We start from the raw sequence: 15325 nt of genomic DNA on the forward strand, positions 1-15325 counted from the left end.
ACCTTTGGATGCCTGAGGTGGCGGTTTCGTTGCCTCGGGCAATCGTGGCGAACGGCGAATACAAAATAGAAAAAGTGGTGTGGCTATGGTGGCAATAAGAAAAAGACCCGGCGTATTGCCAGGTCTTTTTTCAGTGGACGGTATTGGATTTGAACCAATGACCTCTGCCGTGTGAAAGCAGCGCTCTAAACCAACTGAGCTAACCGTCCGAAGTGTGAGCCAAATATATAAACAACTTTTGGGGTTGTCAAGGGACAAGATGAGTTTTGCCTTACAGGTACTTATCTTCGGCGGCCTTGAGGATGGTCAGGAATTCAGCCGGGGTCTTGGAGGCAATCAAATCCTTACGGACGCCGCCATCGGCTAGCAGACGGCTGACGGAGGACAGGGCCTTCAGGTGGGGGCCAACGGTGTTGCCCGGGCTGACAATGAGGATGATCAGGTAGACCGGTTCGCCATCGAAAGAAGCGAAGTCCAGACCGTTTTCGATGGTGGCTGCCACCATGCACATGCGGTCCACGTAGTCAATCTTGGCGTGGGGTACGGCCAGTCCGCAACCGATACCGGTAGAACGGCTCTGCTCGCGGTTCCATACTGCATCGAAAATTTCGTTGCGGTGATCCAGTTTGTAGGCACTGCAGAGCGTGTCCACCAGCTCGTTCAGGATAGCTTCCTTGGTGGTGCTGGCGGAATTGATCAAGATGCAATTGTCAACAAATCTTTCGGAAAGACGCATATTGTCCTTAGTCCTTTTGTAAATGTCTATAAATAGATATTTTAGAAAAAAAATCGCATTTGGGGAGTCCCCAAATGCAGATGTAGTCAGAAAATATTAAAAATTGCCGTTTTTAACGTAAAAAAGCCAATAATTCTGTCTGCGAGTTGAGTGCAGTTTCGCTTTCCAGGGCGTTTTTCATGGTCAAGACATCAATTTGGCCGGGTGCTTCGGCCTTTCCGATGGCGCCGTAGGTCAGATTTGCGCCCTCTTTTAGGCTCCAGAGGCGGCTGACCTTGCCGGTTTCGCCCATGCCGAAGGCGGCGAAAAGTTCGAATTTCTTGAAATTCTTCTTGATGAACTTGTAGAGGCGGTCGCAGTCGTTTTCGGAATTGCTCATGGCGGCGATCTTCAGACCGGGTGCCTTGAACTGCAACAGTTCCTTGGCGTATTCTTCCAGTTCGGCGTCGCTAGGAACCCTTTCGAAGTTGTGTTCCGAAATGAGCAGCTTGACCCTGCGGAGGGCGGCCATGTCGTGCAGCTTGCTGTAGTTGGCCAGGTAGTCTCGTTCCAGGTCCAGCCATTCGGGGACTTCGGCGGCATCCAGAATCTTGCTCCACAGTTCCATGCGGTCTACCACGCGGGCATCGGGGAAGGTGCCGCCGTCGTGCTTGAGACGGATGGTGCCGATCTGCAGCTTGCCGGGAGCTACCTTGCGGACGCGGGCGGAGAGGCCTGGCCACTGGCTTTCTTCAAAGAAATCGTAACGGATTTCTACGGCGGTGCAGCGGTCAAAATCCTTGCGAACCGGATGGTTGGCGTCTTTTTCTGCGGCTTCTAGGGCGGCGGGGCCAATGAGGCCGACAAGATACTTGGTTGAACTGGTCATGGGCGTAAATATAGCAAAGGAGCGGGGGGAGGGGGCGCCTTTAGTGATGAGCGATGAGTTGTGAGCGGTGAGCTAGATAATCGCGCCGGAGGCGACTTGTTCAGCCATGAGCGTTCAGCTTTGAGCCATGAGTTTAATAATCGCGTCGGAGGCGCCGGAATTAGGTGTCAGGTATGAGGCAACAGGCTACAGGCGCTTGGCTGTCATCCTGAGCGAAGCGAAGGATCTAGATATCAGATACCAGATATGAGATACGAGATATGAGTTTTTATAATCGCGTCGGTGGTGCCTATCTTTATAATTTGCAATTCATATCTCGTAATTCATAATTAAAAACAGTGGGATCCTGAAACGAGTTCAGAATGACACCCTCCCTTCACTGTTCACTATTCACTCCTTTTTGACAGTTCTTAAAAATCTGACGATATATAAATTGCTAATATTAACCTTGAACAAAAAGATTGCATTAAAGGATGCTATTTATGGCAGATTGTAACGAAAAGAAAGAAGCCCAGACTCCGGACATGATGAAGAAGGCCGAAGAATACTTGGCCAACAACCGTCGCATTTTCCTTTGGGGCGGCGTGGATGATGAAAGTGCCGAACGTATCGTGAAGCAGCTTCTTTACCTGGATTCCCTGAATCACGACGATATTACTCTTTATATCAACAGCCCCGGTGGCGTTATTTCTAGTGGTCTCGCTATTTATGACTGCATGAACGCCATCCAGAGCGATGTGGTTACCGTTTGCTGTGGCCAGGCTGCCTCTATGGGTGCCGTGTTGCTGACTTCCGGTGCCAAGGGCAAGCGCTATGCATGGCCCAATGCCCGCATCATGATTCACCAGCCCCTGATCCACGGCGAAATCGTTGCCCCCGCAAGCGATATCCAGATTCAGGCCGAAGAAATGCTGCGCATCCGTAACATCACCGGCAAGATTCTTGCAGAAACTTCTGGCCACACCATCGAAGAAATCGACCGCGATACAGAACGCGACAACTTCATGAGTGCCGAAGAGGCCAAGAAGTACGGCCTGGTTGATATCGTCGAAAGCAAGCTTTAATTTATTGCCCGCGAGAAAACTATGGGATTTTTTTCAGCCATTAAGAATGGTCTTGCCAAGACCCGCGACGCCCTGATCGGGGAGTTGAAGGGTATTGTTGGCGCCGGTAAGATTACCGACGACACCCTGGAAGATCTTGAAGAACATCTGATCAAGGCCGACGTTGGCGTGGAGGCGGCATTCCTCCTGACCGACGCCCTCCGCGAAAACGCCCTGGGCAAGTCCCTGACTACGGAGCAGGTCCTTGATATTATGCGTAACGAGGCGGAACGCCTTCTGAAGGATCCTCCCAAGTTCGAACTGAAGGGTAAGCCCCATGTGGTTCTGGTGATTGGCGTGAACGGCGCCGGAAAGACCACGACCATCGGCAAGCTTGCGGCTCGTCTTATTGGCGAAGGCAAGAAGGTGATGATCGCTGCCTGCGATACCTTCCGTGCTGCTGCCATCGACCAGCTGGAAACCTGGGCCGAACGTTCCGGTGCGGAATTCGTGAAGCATCAGGAAGGCTCTGACCCGGCTGCGGTTGCCTATGACGCCTGCCAGGCTGCCCAGGCCCGCGGTTGCGACGTGGTTCTGATCGATACGGCTGGACGTCTGCACAATAAAGACTACCTGATGGAAGAACTGAAGAAGATTGTCCGCGTCATCAAGAAGGTAAATCCGGATATGCCCCACGACATGTGGCTAGTCATCGACGGCAATACCGGACAGAACACCATCAACCAGACCAAGATCTTCAACCAGAGTTTCCCGCTGACGGGCCTGGTGGTGACCAAGTTGGATGGTACTGCCCGCGGTGGCGCCGTGCTTTCTATCGCCAGCTCCCTGCAGATTCCTATCCGCTGGATTGGCATGGGCGAACGCATCGACCAGCTGGTGGAGTTCAACAAGCGTGAATACGTAGACGGACTCTTCGAAAACGCACTGGACGAAAAGAGCGAAGGCTAATGTTTTTGTCTTGCAAAAAAGCATGTTTTGAGGAGGGGCGTCTTGCCGCCCCTTCTTTTGCGTTTTTTGCTAGGCGCCTTGGCGCCGTTGTTTTATTGTTTGCGTTACCCTTTCTGACGTCATGCCAAAAAGAAGAATCGTATAATTCGAATTTTGTGGACGCCTTTGTGGAAATGCGCGTGGTGGAAATGACGTTTGGGGCAGATTCTCCGTCGGCCCGTATTCTGCGTCAGGAAATCATCAAGAAGCATGGCTATACCCGCGAACAGTTCCTGGCCGAGACCGAAAAACTGCTGGACGATGAAAGGCAGTGGGTCGTATTCCAGAAGGCCGTGGTGGCTCAGTTAGACACTTTGTTGGCGGACCGCAAGGAAGATAATGTCAGGGCTTCCAAATCGGTTCCCCATTCTCCTCCGGTTAAGCCCGCGAATCCTATGCTTCAGCAAAGGAAGCCTAAGGGAGGTGATGACTGATGCGACTCCTGTTCTTGATCTTGTTTGCTGCGGTCTGCGCCTTTGCCGACCCGCAGGAACCTAAGAGCCTGGTCCATTGGATGGGGTACAGCGAGGCCTTCGCGCTGGCTAAGTCCAAACCCAAGCTGGTGTTCGTGGACTTATATGCGGACTGGTGCGTTCCCTGTCGTGTCATGGACAAGAACGTGTATATGAATCCTATGGTGGCTGATGCGCTGAACCGGTACTTCTACCCGGTGAAGCTTGATGCGGATTCCCAGGATTCCATTATGTGCGACGGTCAGAAGAATACCGTGCAACGTTGTTATTTTGATGTGTGGGAGCTGAACGCATTGCCCGCCTTTGTGTTGGTGGCTCCGAAAGGCATGAGCATTCTGACGGTGACGGATTCCATGTCGCCCCAGGAGATGCTTGAATTGCTCCTCAAGTTTCTAGAAAAAGAAAAGGAATGGATATCCCGATGAGCGAATTGATGGGTGAAGATTTCCTCTTTGGTGTTCAGATTGTCTTTTGGACGATGCTGGTGCTGTTGATCCACTGCTATCTGCTGTTCCCTGTAACGCTTCCTTTTGTCAGCGAGCTTTTCAAGCGCAAGAAGTCCTGCGATGCCTCTGACGGTGAGCTGCCTACGGTGTCTATCCTGATTTCTGCCTACAACGAAGAGGCTGTTATCGAACGCAAGATCCAGAACATTCTTGAGATTGATTACCCCAAGGAAAAGCTGGAAGTTCTGATCGGCGATGACGGTTCTGCGGACCGCACTGCAGAAATTGTCGCCCGCTATGCCGACCAGGGAATCACTTTGGTGAAGGCTCCCAAGAATGCAGGCAAGGCCGCCATGCTGAACCGTCTTAACGGAATCGCCAAGAATGACATCCTCTTGCTTTGCGATGCCAACACCATGTTTTTCCCTAACGTAGTCCGTAAACTTGTCCGCGCCTTCCAGGATGAAAAGATCGGCTGCGCCTGCGGTCACCTGATTCTTTCTGACAAGAGCGGAAGCGTTCTTGGCCGCGGCGAAAGCTCCTACTGGGATCTGGAATCTGAAATCAAGAAGTTCGAAGGTGTGCTGGACCGTCTGATTGGCGGCAACGGCGCTCTCTATGCCATCCGCCGTAAACTTTATACGGAACTGCCGGTGAAGAAGAGCGTCATGGATGACTTCTTTATTGCCACCAAGGTCTTGCAGAAGGGTTACTATTGCACCTTCGTTTCTAGTGCTATCGGCACGGAACAGACCTCCAAGGAATCTACAGGTGAATACCGCCGCAAGGTCCGTATCGGCCGCGCCAATTTCAACTTCCTGTTCTCCTACTTGCCTTTGCTGAACCCGTTCCGACCCCTGACCGCCTACCTCTTCTTTTCTCATAAAATTCTGCGTTGGTTCTCTGCGCACATCTTTATCTTGCTGTTTATCTCCAACGTTCTTCTGCTGACCAGCGGCCTGGTGTACCAGATTTTCTTTGGTGCCTTTGTCCTTGGACTTCTTGTGGCGATCTTCAAGATTGTTCCTAGCGGATACTATTTCCTCTTGATGAACTTCGCCATGCTTAAGGGATTCTTTATGGCCTTTGGTCGCGAGAAAAGTGGCGGCTGGGCACGCGAAGCCCGAAGCGATGATGAAGCCTAGTTTTTTGTGGAATCGCTAGATCGGAACGTCTGATTTTAAAACGAGAAGGAATTTGTATGAAACGTCTGCTTGCGAGTCTTGCCTTGGCGCTCACACTGGTTGCCGGATTTGGCGTAACTCCTGCCCGAGCCTTTACCATGGATGTGCAGGGCGGTGTGGTAAACGCCTGGAGCGACATTACCAGCTTTAACCTGAACATTTACGGCCATTTCTGGTTCCCCATCGATCAGATGCTTTTTGTGGGTGTCGGTAGCGGCTATCAGGAACTGGACAATGTGTCCCTTGTGCCGATTGCGGCCAGTGCCTGGGTGCGCTTGCCTATTGGCAGTCAGATGCTTCCTGTGGCAACGGGCGATTGGGGCTACCTGATCGGATCGGACCATCAGATGTTCTGGCGCGCAGGGGGCGGCGTTGACATCAAGAATGGGGATTATTCCTCTATCATGCTGATGGGCGGCTACCAATTCCTGGAACACGACGGCCACGGATACGTTTACGTGCAAGCAGGAATTTTAGTTGAACTGTAAGCTGCGCTCCGCTAATCGGTAACGTTATTGCATTTAAAAAAGGGCTCCCGTGGGGGAGTCCTTTTTAAGTTTATAAATGCGTGTGAAAAATTGCACTATTGTAAACAACTTAAGAAAAATTGTGCTATATTCTTTGTGCCAAATGATAAGGAGAACAAAGAATGAAAAAAATAATTTACTCTATTATGGCGTTATTGTGGTTATGATAGATATGAAAATTTTTCATGTGCAAAAACTTCCCATGGAACTGACCTGGACAAATGTTGTGATACGGAAGATATTACTGTAAGATGTAAAATTACACCTTTTGTGGAATTTTCAACGGGGGACAGTCCTTCAAATCCGAATGAAGATTTAACTGGTTATAACCCGAATGCTAATACGCAATTGACTGGGAACGAAAAGAATACGAATTTTACTAAAGCATCTGAATACGGAGTGATTGGATTGCATTATGTAAAACATAAAGATTTGGAATTTAAGGCTAAAACAAGCAAGAATTTAACAAGCGAAACTCGTAAAGCGGTTGTTTCAAAGTATACTCTTTCTTATCGCTGAATAATGTTGTGCTGGTGAGACTCTATGATGAAACCTATACAGATCTATTTTATGCTTTTGGTAGTTCTTTTTTTTCAAGGAATCTGCCTTGCGCAATTAATTAAAGTCGCTCCAAAAGAGGCTTCCGTGAAGTCGGATTCGTTGTCCGTAAATCTGTCTGGATTTTCTGATACGATAAAAGAATTTGTTTTTGATAGTTCTACGGTTATGGCTAATCAGCCCAAAAATGAAGCGAACTTATTACTACGCATGGGAATATGCGCGGCTTCGGCTTTTGCGTACAGGCCAGGAGGTACTCCAGCATTGTGTAACATAGTTCCGTCTTTAAAGCGTTAGTGGAAAAAATGAATAGGAGGTTGTTTATGAGGAAACTTGTTTTCTTGCTATCGGTTCTTGCCAGTTTGAGTTTTGCCGGGATTGAGGCTTCTCTCGGTTTTGGGCCTTATCATGGAATAGTCGGTGTCGGGTACACCATGATGGATGATCATTTTTCTGCGAACATCCACTTGTCGAACTTTAGCACCGATTATGATTTTTTGGGTGGAATGGGTGTCGCCTATCGTTTCAGTGGACTGTCCGGCGCCTATGTATTCCATTCCTCCGATTGGATGACCGGTGAAGTGGAGGGCTTTAGGATTAGGTTGGAAGATGGTGAATTTGCCGATGTGGAGGAAACCTGCAGAAGGTTTGACTACTGGCGTCTGGTTTTCGGCCTGGGTTTTCAGTACCTGATAACAAAGCATCTGGGAGCCTATGTTGAAGTTGGGTTCCAGTTCCTTGCTGGAGATGGCGGCTACTATACAAATTTTGACGAGCTTTATGGCAGACTCGATAATGATAAACTTGTTTTCCCCGTGGGTCTAGGTATCGTTGCTGACTTTTAAAAAAAAGACTCCAGTTTAACTGGAGCCTTTTCTATGCGGCCTGGCGCCTGATACCTGATACCTAAATCCTGACGCCTGAATTCTAGCCCTTTGCCAGCAGTTCCATGAGTTCGCTGTCGAGGCGTTCCGGATTGTTGTACTGGGCCAGGTTGTTGTGCAGGGATTCGCCCTTGGATACGATACCGAAGTCCAGGTTCTTGTAGTTCCAGTAGCTGTAGCCGACATCTGCGTCACGGAGGATTTCCATGAAGTCGCGCATCCAGGCCATCTGATACTGACGGGGCACCTGGACGTAGACGCCGAATTCGTTACAGGCGACGGGCAGGTCGTACTTGGCGCGGAAATCCAGAGCGTTCTGGATGCTTGCCTGCAGGCGGGCCTTGTCCCATTTGCCATATTCAACGTCGAGGCGGGTGCAACCGTCATCGACAGGGGCGGCATAGTCACCGGGCCAGGGGCGTTCCATGTGGAAGAACGGGTCCTTGATCCATGCGGCACCCTGGTGAGTGAATGTCACCGGAGTGTAGGTATGGAAGCTATAGATAGCGTTGTCGTCGTCCAGCGGAGTCAGGTACTGGAATTCGCGGGCGCTGTTCCACTTGTTGGCACCGACCACGATGGTGTTCTTGGGGGCGTGCTTACGGATGGTCCAGAAGATTTCATCCTTCACCTTGTCCCAGACCTTGGAGTCGCCTGCTGCAGGTTCGTTCAGCAGTTCCATCATGACGCGGGATTCACCGCTGTAGCGTTCTGCCAGATAAGACCAGACCTTGTTGGTGTCCTTGCGGGCGTCGGCGCTGACAAAGAAAGCCTGTTCTTCGTAGCTGGCCAGGTGGAAGTCATGGCCGGGGCACTTGTGCAGGTCCAGGATGACATCCAGGTCTGCAGCCTGGATTTCCTTGAGGGCCTTGTCCAGCAGGGCGAACATTTCTTCGTTGGGCTTCAGTTCTTCGCCGTCGAACATGTTGAAATAGTCCACCGGCAGACGGACGTGGTTGAACCCAGCATTGCGGATGCGCTTGAAATCTTCCACACCGAGGAAGGTCTTTACGTGTTGGATGATCCCAGGGAAACCCACGGGATCTTTTTCCTGGATGCAGTCTACCTGACTGAACCAGCCGCCCAAATTAACTCCCCGCAGTCTTTCTTTAATCATGTTACCATCCCATTTAAGTTGAGGCCGTCGGAATTGACGGCCGATTGAGAAACTTTACTCGTTAACGATATTCAGGTCTTCGTCTGCAATGTTCAGACCGAGAACTACTTCCATGTCGTCGGGAAGTCCGTTAAAGTCAACGATCAGGCCAACCTTCTTTTCGTCGTCCTTCTGCTTTTCGAACAGGGCGACATCATAAATCTTCATCTTTACCACAGCTTCCTGGGTAACGGGAATTTCGATGGTCATCCCCTTGCTGATGGGGCCTTCAATAATCTTACCCTTGAACACCAGAGTATTCTGGTCTTCGCCAAGGGAGGTTTTCTTTACGTGAAATACAGCCATTGTACTTTAGCCACTATTTATACTTCAGTTAATCCTCAGTTTATTAAATCCAGCCTGTTGTAAGGCTTTGGGAAAAGTTAATTTTTTTATATGACTTTGCGAGTAGGACGAATTCCTTTTTTGGTCTGTGCACCCTTTTTTCACGACTTTTTGGGCCGCGAATCCGAATTTGGCGATGTAGATTTTGTGGATGGGCCACCTAGCGCCCATTGTGCGGGTCTAAAAGATGGATCTATCCACCTTTCCCCGGCATCTTCCATTACTTTTGCCCAGAAACCGGGGGCTTTTGTGCTGTCTCCGACGCTCTGCACTTCCTGCTCCTTTGAAGTCCGTTCCGTTAAGTTGTTTTCAAATCTGCCGGTCCAGGAACTGTCGGGGAAGCGGGTGCGTATGACAGCCCAGAGCAAGACGTCCGTGACGCTTTTGCGGATCTTGCTGGAGACTCGCTTCGGTCTGCGTCCTGATTATGTGGATGGGGCGTATCAGCCTGGGGATGACGCCTGCCTGCTTATTGGCGATCAGGCCCTTGAAGAAAATGAACGTCGCCGGTTCGCCTACAGTTACGACCTTGGAACCTTGTGGCAGGACTGGCAGAAATTGCCCTTCGTCTTTGGCGCCTGGATTATTGCCAAGGAGGCTTTGTCCGACGAACTGCGCCCGACTCTCCTGCGGTACATGGATGCGACCAGGAACAGTATCGAAACATTTAGCGCTAGGCCTTCTGCGGCCCTAGATAAATGGCTTGCCCGTTATCCTGTCAACTTGCCCCGCCCCGTTATTGAAAGTTACTACTCGGCCCTGGATTACCGTTTTACCGAGGAACGCAAGGAGTCCCTGAACCTTTTCTTTAGGTATGCCGCAGATTTGGGGCTTGTTCAGGCCGCTCCGGTATTGGAATTTTTACAAGAACGGTGATGACTTTGGTCCCTTGAAAATCTATTTTTAGTATGTCTCTGTTGGTGTGTGTGTAAAAGGTTAAGAGACAAAGATAGGGATAAAATGGTCGAAGAAAAGATTCTCATCGTTGATGATAGTGCGGAAGTTCTTGAGCGTACCCGCAACCTTCTGACTCACGTGGGTTATAATGTTACTGCCTGTACCTCTGGCGAAGAGGCCCTGGAGTATTTGGAATTAAACTGCGTTGACCTGGTTCTTCTTGACATTAACATGCCTAGCATGAACGGGTACGAAGTCTGTCTTCGAATCCGTCAGCGTTATGCCTTGGATGATCTGCCGGTGATTTTCTTGACGAGCCGTGAAGATACCGAAAGCGTGACTAAGGGATTCCATTCAGGTGCGTCTGACTTTGTGAGCAAGAATGCCGTGGAAGACATTCTGTTGGCCCGCGTCAATGTGCATATTCGACTGTCCCGTTCCCTGCGCTACCTGCGCGACATTTCCCTGACGGACGACATGACCGGCTGCTACAACAGACGCCACGGTATGAATTCACTCCGCGAACTTTTCTCTCGCGCACGCCGTTATGGAACGCAGTTCTCCCTGATTTATTTTGACTTGAACGGACTTAAGCAGGTGAATGACCGCTATGGCCACCAGGCTGGCGATTTGATGCTCCGTTCCGTGGTGAATTCCGTCAAGGCTTTGCTCCGCGATTCCGACTTGTTCTTCCGCATGGGCGGTGACGAGTTTATGATCCTCTGCCCCGAAACCGATAAGAAGGGGGCCTTCATTTGTGTCGAACGTATGGAAAGGGCTGCAAACGCAATTACCATCGTCGATCAGAAGGTGACTTTCGCTTATGGTATCGCACACTCTTCTGAAGACTACTCCGAAATGGACGACATGCTTCACAGTGCAGATGTATCTATGTACGAATGCAAGAAGAAGATGAAAAGCGAAAAATAGCGGAGAGCTTATAGCTGACAGTTTAAAGAAGGACCCGGAGAAATCCGGGTCCTTTAATTGTGGGATGATATAACTAGATATGAGTTATGAGTTAAAGTAAGGCGCCGTTGGCGCGATTATCTAGCTCATAGCTCACCGCTGAAAGGAGTCGCAGGCCCGAGCTCATACCTCATACCTGAAGCCTGAAAGCGCGCTCCGCGCGCGCCCTCACTTAAGGGCTGCGCGTACAGCGTCCAGCAATTCTGTCAGGCGCTTGCCGATTTCTTCCCAGTTACCTTCTTTCATCAGCTTGGCGCTGAAGATGCTTCCGCCGAATGCCAGCAGGTTGGCGCCTGCCTTGATGTATTCACCGGCATTTTCGGCGTTCACGCCGCTACAGGCCAGCAGGGGTATGTCGCGGAAGGGACCGCGCAAAGCCTTGATGTACTTGGGACCGCCAACGCAATCTACCGGGAAAATCTTGACGGCCGTTGCGCCCAGGTCGTAGGCCTTCTGCACTTCGGTGGGGGTCAGTGCTCCGGGGATAATCGGGGTCTTGGAGCCTGCCGCCGTGCGGATGATGTTGCTACGGGTATTTGGGGTTACGATGAAGTTGGCGCCTGCGTGCATGGCCTTTTCCAGGTCGCTATCATGGCGCACGGTGCCTGCGCCGACGGTAATGCCGTAGGGCTTGCAGGCGGCCTTCAGTGCCGTAATGATTTCTGCGGCATTGTCGGTGTTCATGGTGACTTCAATAGCCTTAAGACCGCACTTGGCCGCAGTCTGTGCACAGAGTTCTTCGGATCCCCGGGGGATATCGCGAAGGATGCCGATGACCGGCATGTCTTTCAAAAATTCAAGTAGTTCCATGGCAATAAATATAGTGCAAAAAAAATTGGATTGGATTTTTTGCATGAAAAATCTCACATGGGTCTAAGGGGATGTGGTTGTCGTTTTCTGCGACTTTTCCGCAAAATGAAAAACGCCGGCTTTTTTGTAGCCGACGTTCTTTACGCTTGATGTAATTTGATGGATTACTTCAGTTTGAATGCCTTGGTGGCAAGAACCTTCTCGCCGGACATGAGACGTGCAACCATGGCGCTACGATGAGGAAGCTTTGCGAGGCTGACCTGTGCGGAAGTCCCTTCGAAGGTCTGTGCCATGAGCTGGTTGCCCAGCATGTCGAAGACCTTCAGGGTCTTTGTGCCCTGTGCAGGTGCAACTACATAGAGGCCTCGGCCGTTGACGATCATCTTTGCATTTGCGGCAGGAGCGGCAATCTTGCGGACTCCTACGCGGTCGCTGGTTTCGTCTGCGGGACCATAACCCCAGATGAGTTTGCCCTGGCTGCGGAGTACGATGTAGGGAGCATCAGGCGCTTCCTGGACTTCGATGTAATCCTTATCCTTGTCGGAAATTCCTTCGTAGGCGGGCATGCTGTTGCTTGCGGTATGCGACTTGAAGCTCCAGCCCTTGGTGAAGTCTACCTTTGCGGGCTCAAGAGCGTATTCGCAGGCTCCGCTAACCTTTGTACCGGAGGTTACGCTAAGGTCGAGACGGACATATCGGCCGATACCTAAGGAGTCCAGAACAATGGGGAGTGCCCAGGTGTAGGTCTTGGATTTCTTGTCGTAGGTATCCCCGATCTTCTGGGGATTGTTTTTTCTCAGTTCCTTGCGAATCTCGTCTTCGTTGCTGCAAGGCTTGTTGAATCCGCCCTGGTCGTAGGCCTGGCAGATTGACAGGTTGAACAGTACGTTGCAGTTTTCGACGTCATCTTCGGTTGCGTCGAAGTAGACGTATGTAACAACGCTGTCCATTCTCTTCAGGGTGCTGTTGCTGAAGCTGATGGTCAAGTAGTCCAGTTCGTTGAACTCGTAATGGTATGCACCGACGTGAATGTTGTCTGCCTGGAAAATGTCGGGATTCTTGTTGCAGTTGTCGCACTTCTTTTCAAAGTAGTCGTCGCCGCCGTTGCTGACGATTGTCAAGGCAGAGACAAGTGCAGCAGATCCATCGAGGCAAGTCTCGGAAAGATGATAGTCTTCCCAGCTCAATGCGCTAGGACTAATGGAATTTTCTGCACCAGGAATGATTCCTCCGAAAAGACCTCCAACGGGTCGTACGTACTTGTATGCGACGCTACCTCGTGCATTACGTCCTTCGGGGTTTGATATTCTGTGGTGGGGATGGTTGTCGTTCTTGTCGCCAACGCCGTAAATGAAGGAAACGTCCCAGGGGTTGACGCCTAGCATGTAGTTCAGCTGGTTGATACCCAACTGATGCAGTTTTTCGGAGTTCCAGTTCAAGGTGCCCAATGTCGGAAGCTTTACCTTTTCCAGGTCCTTGGCGATATCGGCAAGGGCGAGGACTTCAAAGATATTTCCCGCTTGATAGCGGTTATATATCCATGATTGATCCGTTTGCATGCTATACCATGCACCGTCATAGCTGATGGCTCCGGATTCGCTTGAGAGTTGGCTGACAGGAAGTTCGATGCTACTTGTGCCGGAGTTCGAAAGATTTTGCAGGTTGATGGCCATGGTGCTTGCCACCTTTTCTGCATATCCCAGACGTTTTTCATCGGAGATGCCGTACTTGGTTGCGGTCTTTGAATCCTTCAGCAACAGTTTGTAGAAAGCATAGAGTGTCAGCGTGTTGACGTTTGCCCAGCTGGTGTTCCTGCTGGACTTTAACATGCCGTTTCGACCATGGGCCATCCAGCCGCCATTGAAGGCGAAGCTTCTGCTCATCTGATCTGTCCCGATTTCCGTATCTTCGACGGCGTCGTTCAGGTAATCCATTTTGCCGGACTTTTCGTAAGTGGCGTAGTGGAGGGCGATCGCTGCCAGGGCGAGATCGTCGTGATATTCATTATTGCCGTTGTAGGCTGGGGTACTCCATCCTGCGGCCATTGTGTTGTAAACAAACTTCTTCCCCTTGTCATAGGAGTCGTTGCCAAGTGCCAGGTTCTTGGCGAAGTCGTACATCTTTTCGGCGACCATCAGGCAGGAGTCGGCGAAGTCCTTGTCGTATTTGGCGTAGTCCTTGCTCAGGATGGCAAGGCCAGCCGCGATTTGACCGGAAATATTGGAACCCAGTTCGCCGAGACGGACGTCGCGATCTGCGGGACCGCCGCGCATCGAAATGACGATGTAGTCCTGAAGTTCAGGGCGAACCCATAAACCATGATCGCTACCGAAGTTACCCACGGAAACGGCCATGTTGTCGACAACGCCATTGGCAGCCTTGAATGATCTCAGGAAGAAATCCGCACCGTGCTTTGCTTCGCGAAGAACGTCAGGAACGTTGTCGGTCTTTACGAATTCCCCGTGGTTGTATGCATAATGGTCAACGTCCTTGGAGGGGTTGGAGGCCGCGGCGACGGCAAGATTTGCAAATGCGTAAGCCTGGGTCTGGGATTCCTTCAGGTAGTCACCGCAGTCGTACCAGCCACCCTGCAGGTCGCCTTCATTGGTTGTTACACCGGAGACTACTTTTTCGTCGAGGACCACCTTGCCTGCGCCGTCCTTGACGTGGCTCGGGCCATGGAACCAGGAATCGGAATTGCCGCTGCGCTGGATGCCAAAGAATTTAATGGCCGCATCCTTCACCATGGTGTAGACGTCTTCGCTTACGATGAAGGTGCTGGAGATCTCGTCACCGACCTTGATGCGGAGGCGCTTGTCGGTGGGGACGGACTGGGGAATGTTTCCGACGAGGATACTTCCGGAGGGGCCGTTGAACTCGACAGAGTAGCGTTTATAATCGCTAATAGTTGCGTCAGTGCCTGCGACGATAAGCCAGCTGGAGGTGGTTTCTTCGGAAGTCTTCGTGAGGGTCCCGGTAATTTTCTTGCTTAAGGACTTGCCGTTCTCATCGACGACTTCGAATTCCTTGGCGGTGCCGATAAAATAGAACTGACGTTCCGTATCGCTCTTCAGGTAGCCGGCCTGGTTTACGCGAATGGGAGAGATGGTCGTGTTGATGACGTCAAGATAGGCCTGGTCCAGGGTGTCGGGCATGAGGGCTCCGGCCTTGAAGTTTGCCGGGGTCTTTTCTTCGGGCAGGACGTTATCCTTTTTTGCATTCGGCTCGAAATTGTCGAGAGCCTTGGCGTCCCAGGTCAGGGGCCAGGTGGGGCGAATCAGGTCATAGGGGGTGGTAGCTGCAAAGGCGGTTGCAGAAAGTGCTGCAATGGCGGAAGCGGCTATCAGGGTTTTCTTTTTGGGGTGACGCATTAATACCTCGTTGTTCACAAGGTAATAATAGCTAACCTTTTTAAAAGAAT

16 protein-coding genes and 1 tRNA gene are annotated in these 15325 nt (G+C 50.9%); 10 read left to right on the forward strand and 7 right to left on the reverse strand.

Annotated elements, in window-relative coordinates; all coding sequences use genetic code 11:
• Nucleotides 1–134: 134 nt before the first annotated feature.
• The 3 genes from BUB73_RS12360 to BUB73_RS12370 all read right to left on the reverse strand — a co-directional run bounded on the left by BUB73_RS12360 (nt 135) and on the right by BUB73_RS12370 (nt 1604).
• Nucleotides 135–209: transfer RNA gene (locus BUB73_RS12360), tRNA-Val, on the reverse strand.
• A 62-nt stretch (nt 210–271) separates the two neighbouring features.
• Entirely contained in the window at nt 272–736 is a 465-nt protein-coding gene (locus BUB73_RS12365; protein ID WP_073159757.1) for a PTS sugar transporter subunit IIA, read from the reverse strand.
• A gap of 112 nt (nt 737–848) precedes the next feature.
• Nucleotides 849–1604, reverse strand: coding sequence for a type I 3-dehydroquinate dehydratase (locus tag BUB73_RS12370; RefSeq protein WP_073236010.1), 756 nt, complete (start codon nt 1602–1604; stop codon nt 849–851).
• A 482-nt stretch (nt 1605–2086) separates the two neighbouring features.
• Here BUB73_RS12370 and BUB73_RS12375 point away from each other — a divergent pair, with 482 nt between their 5' ends.
• The 8 genes from BUB73_RS12375 (at nt 2087) to BUB73_RS12410 (ending at nt 7688) form a co-directional block, all read left to right on the forward strand.
• Nucleotides 2087–2668, forward strand: a complete 582-nt coding sequence (locus BUB73_RS12375) for an ATP-dependent Clp protease proteolytic subunit (protein ID WP_073159761.1) — start codon at nt 2087–2089, stop codon at nt 2666–2668.
• A gap of 21 nt (nt 2669–2689) precedes the next feature.
• Complete coding sequence (gene ftsY / locus BUB73_RS12380) at nt 2690–3616, forward strand: signal recognition particle-docking protein FtsY (RefSeq protein WP_073159763.1); 927 nt, start codon at nt 2690–2692, stop codon at nt 3614–3616.
• A 167-nt stretch (nt 3617–3783) separates the two neighbouring features.
• Nucleotides 3784–4089 carry a hypothetical protein gene (locus tag BUB73_RS12385; RefSeq protein ID WP_139258366.1) on the forward strand — a complete coding sequence of 102 codons (306 nt, stop codon included), beginning with the start codon at nt 3784–3786 and terminating at the stop codon, nt 4087–4089.
• The gene (locus BUB73_RS12390; RefSeq protein WP_088658847.1) at nt 4089–4553 is read left to right on the forward strand and encodes a thioredoxin family protein; all 465 of its coding nucleotides are present in this window, start codon (nt 4089–4091) and stop codon (nt 4551–4553) included. Before BUB73_RS12385 ends, BUB73_RS12390 begins: the two co-directional genes overlap by 1 nt.
• On the forward strand, nt 4538–5719 hold the full coding sequence (locus tag BUB73_RS12395) for a glycosyltransferase family 2 protein (RefSeq protein ID WP_254795027.1): 1182 nt from the start codon (nt 4538–4540) through the stop codon (nt 5717–5719). Before BUB73_RS12390 ends, BUB73_RS12395 begins: the two co-directional genes overlap by 16 nt.
• A 56-nt stretch (nt 5720–5775) precedes the next feature.
• The gene (locus BUB73_RS12400) at nt 5776–6246 is read left to right on the forward strand and encodes a hypothetical protein (RefSeq protein WP_073286255.1); all 471 of its coding nucleotides are present in this window, start codon (nt 5776–5778) and stop codon (nt 6244–6246) included.
• Between the two features lie 309 nt (nt 6247–6555).
• On the forward strand, nt 6556–6804 hold the full coding sequence (locus BUB73_RS17000) for a hypothetical protein (protein ID WP_139259210.1): 249 nt from the start codon (nt 6556–6558) through the stop codon (nt 6802–6804).
• A gap of 362 nt (nt 6805–7166) precedes the next feature.
• A complete protein-coding gene (locus tag BUB73_RS12410; protein ID WP_139259211.1) occupies nt 7167–7688 on the forward strand; it encodes a hypothetical protein in 522 nt (173 codons plus the stop codon).
• 82 nt (nt 7689–7770) lie between these two features.
• Here BUB73_RS12410 and BUB73_RS12415 read toward each other — a convergent pair whose 3' ends face one another.
• Nucleotides 7771–8844: a glycoside hydrolase family 5 protein gene (locus BUB73_RS12415; protein WP_073286263.1), complete on the reverse strand. Its 1074-nt coding sequence runs from the start codon at nt 8842–8844 to the stop codon at nt 7771–7773.
• Nucleotides 8845–8898: 54 nt separating this feature from the next.
• The gene (locus BUB73_RS12420; RefSeq protein ID WP_073159777.1) at nt 8899–9189 is read right to left on the reverse strand and encodes a hypothetical protein; all 291 of its coding nucleotides are present in this window, start codon (nt 9187–9189) and stop codon (nt 8899–8901) included.
• 90 nt (nt 9190–9279) lie between these two features.
• Here BUB73_RS12420 and BUB73_RS12425 point away from each other — a divergent pair, with 90 nt between their 5' ends.
• Both BUB73_RS12425 and BUB73_RS12430 read left to right on the forward strand, forming a co-directional pair.
• Nucleotides 9280–10104: a menaquinone biosynthetic enzyme MqnA/MqnD family protein gene (locus BUB73_RS12425; protein WP_073159779.1), complete on the forward strand. Its 825-nt coding sequence runs from the start codon at nt 9280–9282 to the stop codon at nt 10102–10104.
• Nucleotides 10105–10188: 84 nt separating this feature from the next.
• Nucleotides 10189–11055, forward strand: a complete 867-nt coding sequence (locus tag BUB73_RS12430; RefSeq protein ID WP_073159781.1) for a GGDEF domain-containing response regulator — start codon at nt 10189–10191, stop codon at nt 11053–11055.
• Between the two features lie 207 nt (nt 11056–11262).
• Here BUB73_RS12430 and BUB73_RS12435 read toward each other — a convergent pair whose 3' ends face one another.
• Nucleotides 11263–11904, reverse strand: coding sequence for a bifunctional 4-hydroxy-2-oxoglutarate aldolase/2-dehydro-3-deoxy-phosphogluconate aldolase (locus tag BUB73_RS12435; protein ID WP_073159875.1), 642 nt, complete (start codon nt 11902–11904; stop codon nt 11263–11265).
• 164 nt (nt 11905–12068) lie between these two features.
• Nucleotides 12069–15275, reverse strand: coding sequence for a glycoside hydrolase family 9 protein (locus tag BUB73_RS12440; RefSeq protein ID WP_073286266.1), 3207 nt, complete (start codon nt 15273–15275; stop codon nt 12069–12071).
• Nucleotides 15276–15325: the final 50 nt, after the last annotated feature.

It is taken from the genome of Fibrobacter sp. UWH6, from assembly GCF_900142465.1.
Classification (GTDB): domain Bacteria; phylum Fibrobacterota; class Fibrobacteria; order Fibrobacterales; family Fibrobacteraceae; genus Fibrobacter.

What these genes read in the sequence shown, in the direction of transcription:
- ftsY (WP_073159763.1), top strand. Translation starts at nt 2,690, where the DNA reads ATGGGATTTTTTTCAGCCATTAAGAATGGTCTTGCCAAGACCCGCGAC.
- BUB73_RS12395 (WP_254795027.1), top strand. Translation starts at nt 4,538, where the DNA reads ATGGATATCCCGATGAGCGAATTGATGGGTGAAGATTTCCTCTTTGGT.
- BUB73_RS12415 (WP_073286263.1), bottom strand. Translation starts at nt 8,844, where the DNA reads ATGATTAAAGAAAGACTGCGGGGAGTTAATTTGGGCGGCTGGTTCAGT.
- BUB73_RS12420 (WP_073159777.1), bottom strand. Translation starts at nt 9,189, where the DNA reads ATGGCTGTATTTCACGTAAAGAAAACCTCCCTTGGCGAAGACCAGAAT.
- BUB73_RS12430 (WP_073159781.1), top strand. Translation starts at nt 10,189, where the DNA reads ATGGTCGAAGAAAAGATTCTCATCGTTGATGATAGTGCGGAAGTTCTT.
- BUB73_RS12370 (WP_073236010.1), bottom strand. Translation starts at nt 1,604, where the DNA reads ATGACCAGTTCAACCAAGTATCTTGTCGGCCTCATTGGCCCCGCCGCC.
- BUB73_RS12390 (WP_088658847.1), top strand. Translation starts at nt 4,089, where the DNA reads ATGCGACTCCTGTTCTTGATCTTGTTTGCTGCGGTCTGCGCCTTTGCC.
- BUB73_RS12400 (WP_073286255.1), top strand. Translation starts at nt 5,776, where the DNA reads ATGAAACGTCTGCTTGCGAGTCTTGCCTTGGCGCTCACACTGGTTGCC.
- BUB73_RS12410 (WP_139259211.1), top strand. Translation starts at nt 7,167, where the DNA reads ATGAGGAAACTTGTTTTCTTGCTATCGGTTCTTGCCAGTTTGAGTTTT.
- BUB73_RS12435 (WP_073159875.1), bottom strand. Translation starts at nt 11,904, where the DNA reads ATGGAACTACTTGAATTTTTGAAAGACATGCCGGTCATCGGCATCCTT.
- BUB73_RS12365 (WP_073159757.1), bottom strand. Translation starts at nt 736, where the DNA reads ATGCGTCTTTCCGAAAGATTTGTTGACAATTGCATCTTGATCAATTCC.
- BUB73_RS12425 (WP_073159779.1), top strand. Translation starts at nt 9,280, where the DNA reads ATGACTTTGCGAGTAGGACGAATTCCTTTTTTGGTCTGTGCACCCTTT.
- BUB73_RS12440 (WP_073286266.1), bottom strand. Translation starts at nt 15,275, where the DNA reads ATGCGTCACCCCAAAAAGAAAACCCTGATAGCCGCTTCCGCCATTGCA.
- BUB73_RS12375 (WP_073159761.1), top strand. Translation starts at nt 2,087, where the DNA reads ATGGCAGATTGTAACGAAAAGAAAGAAGCCCAGACTCCGGACATGATG.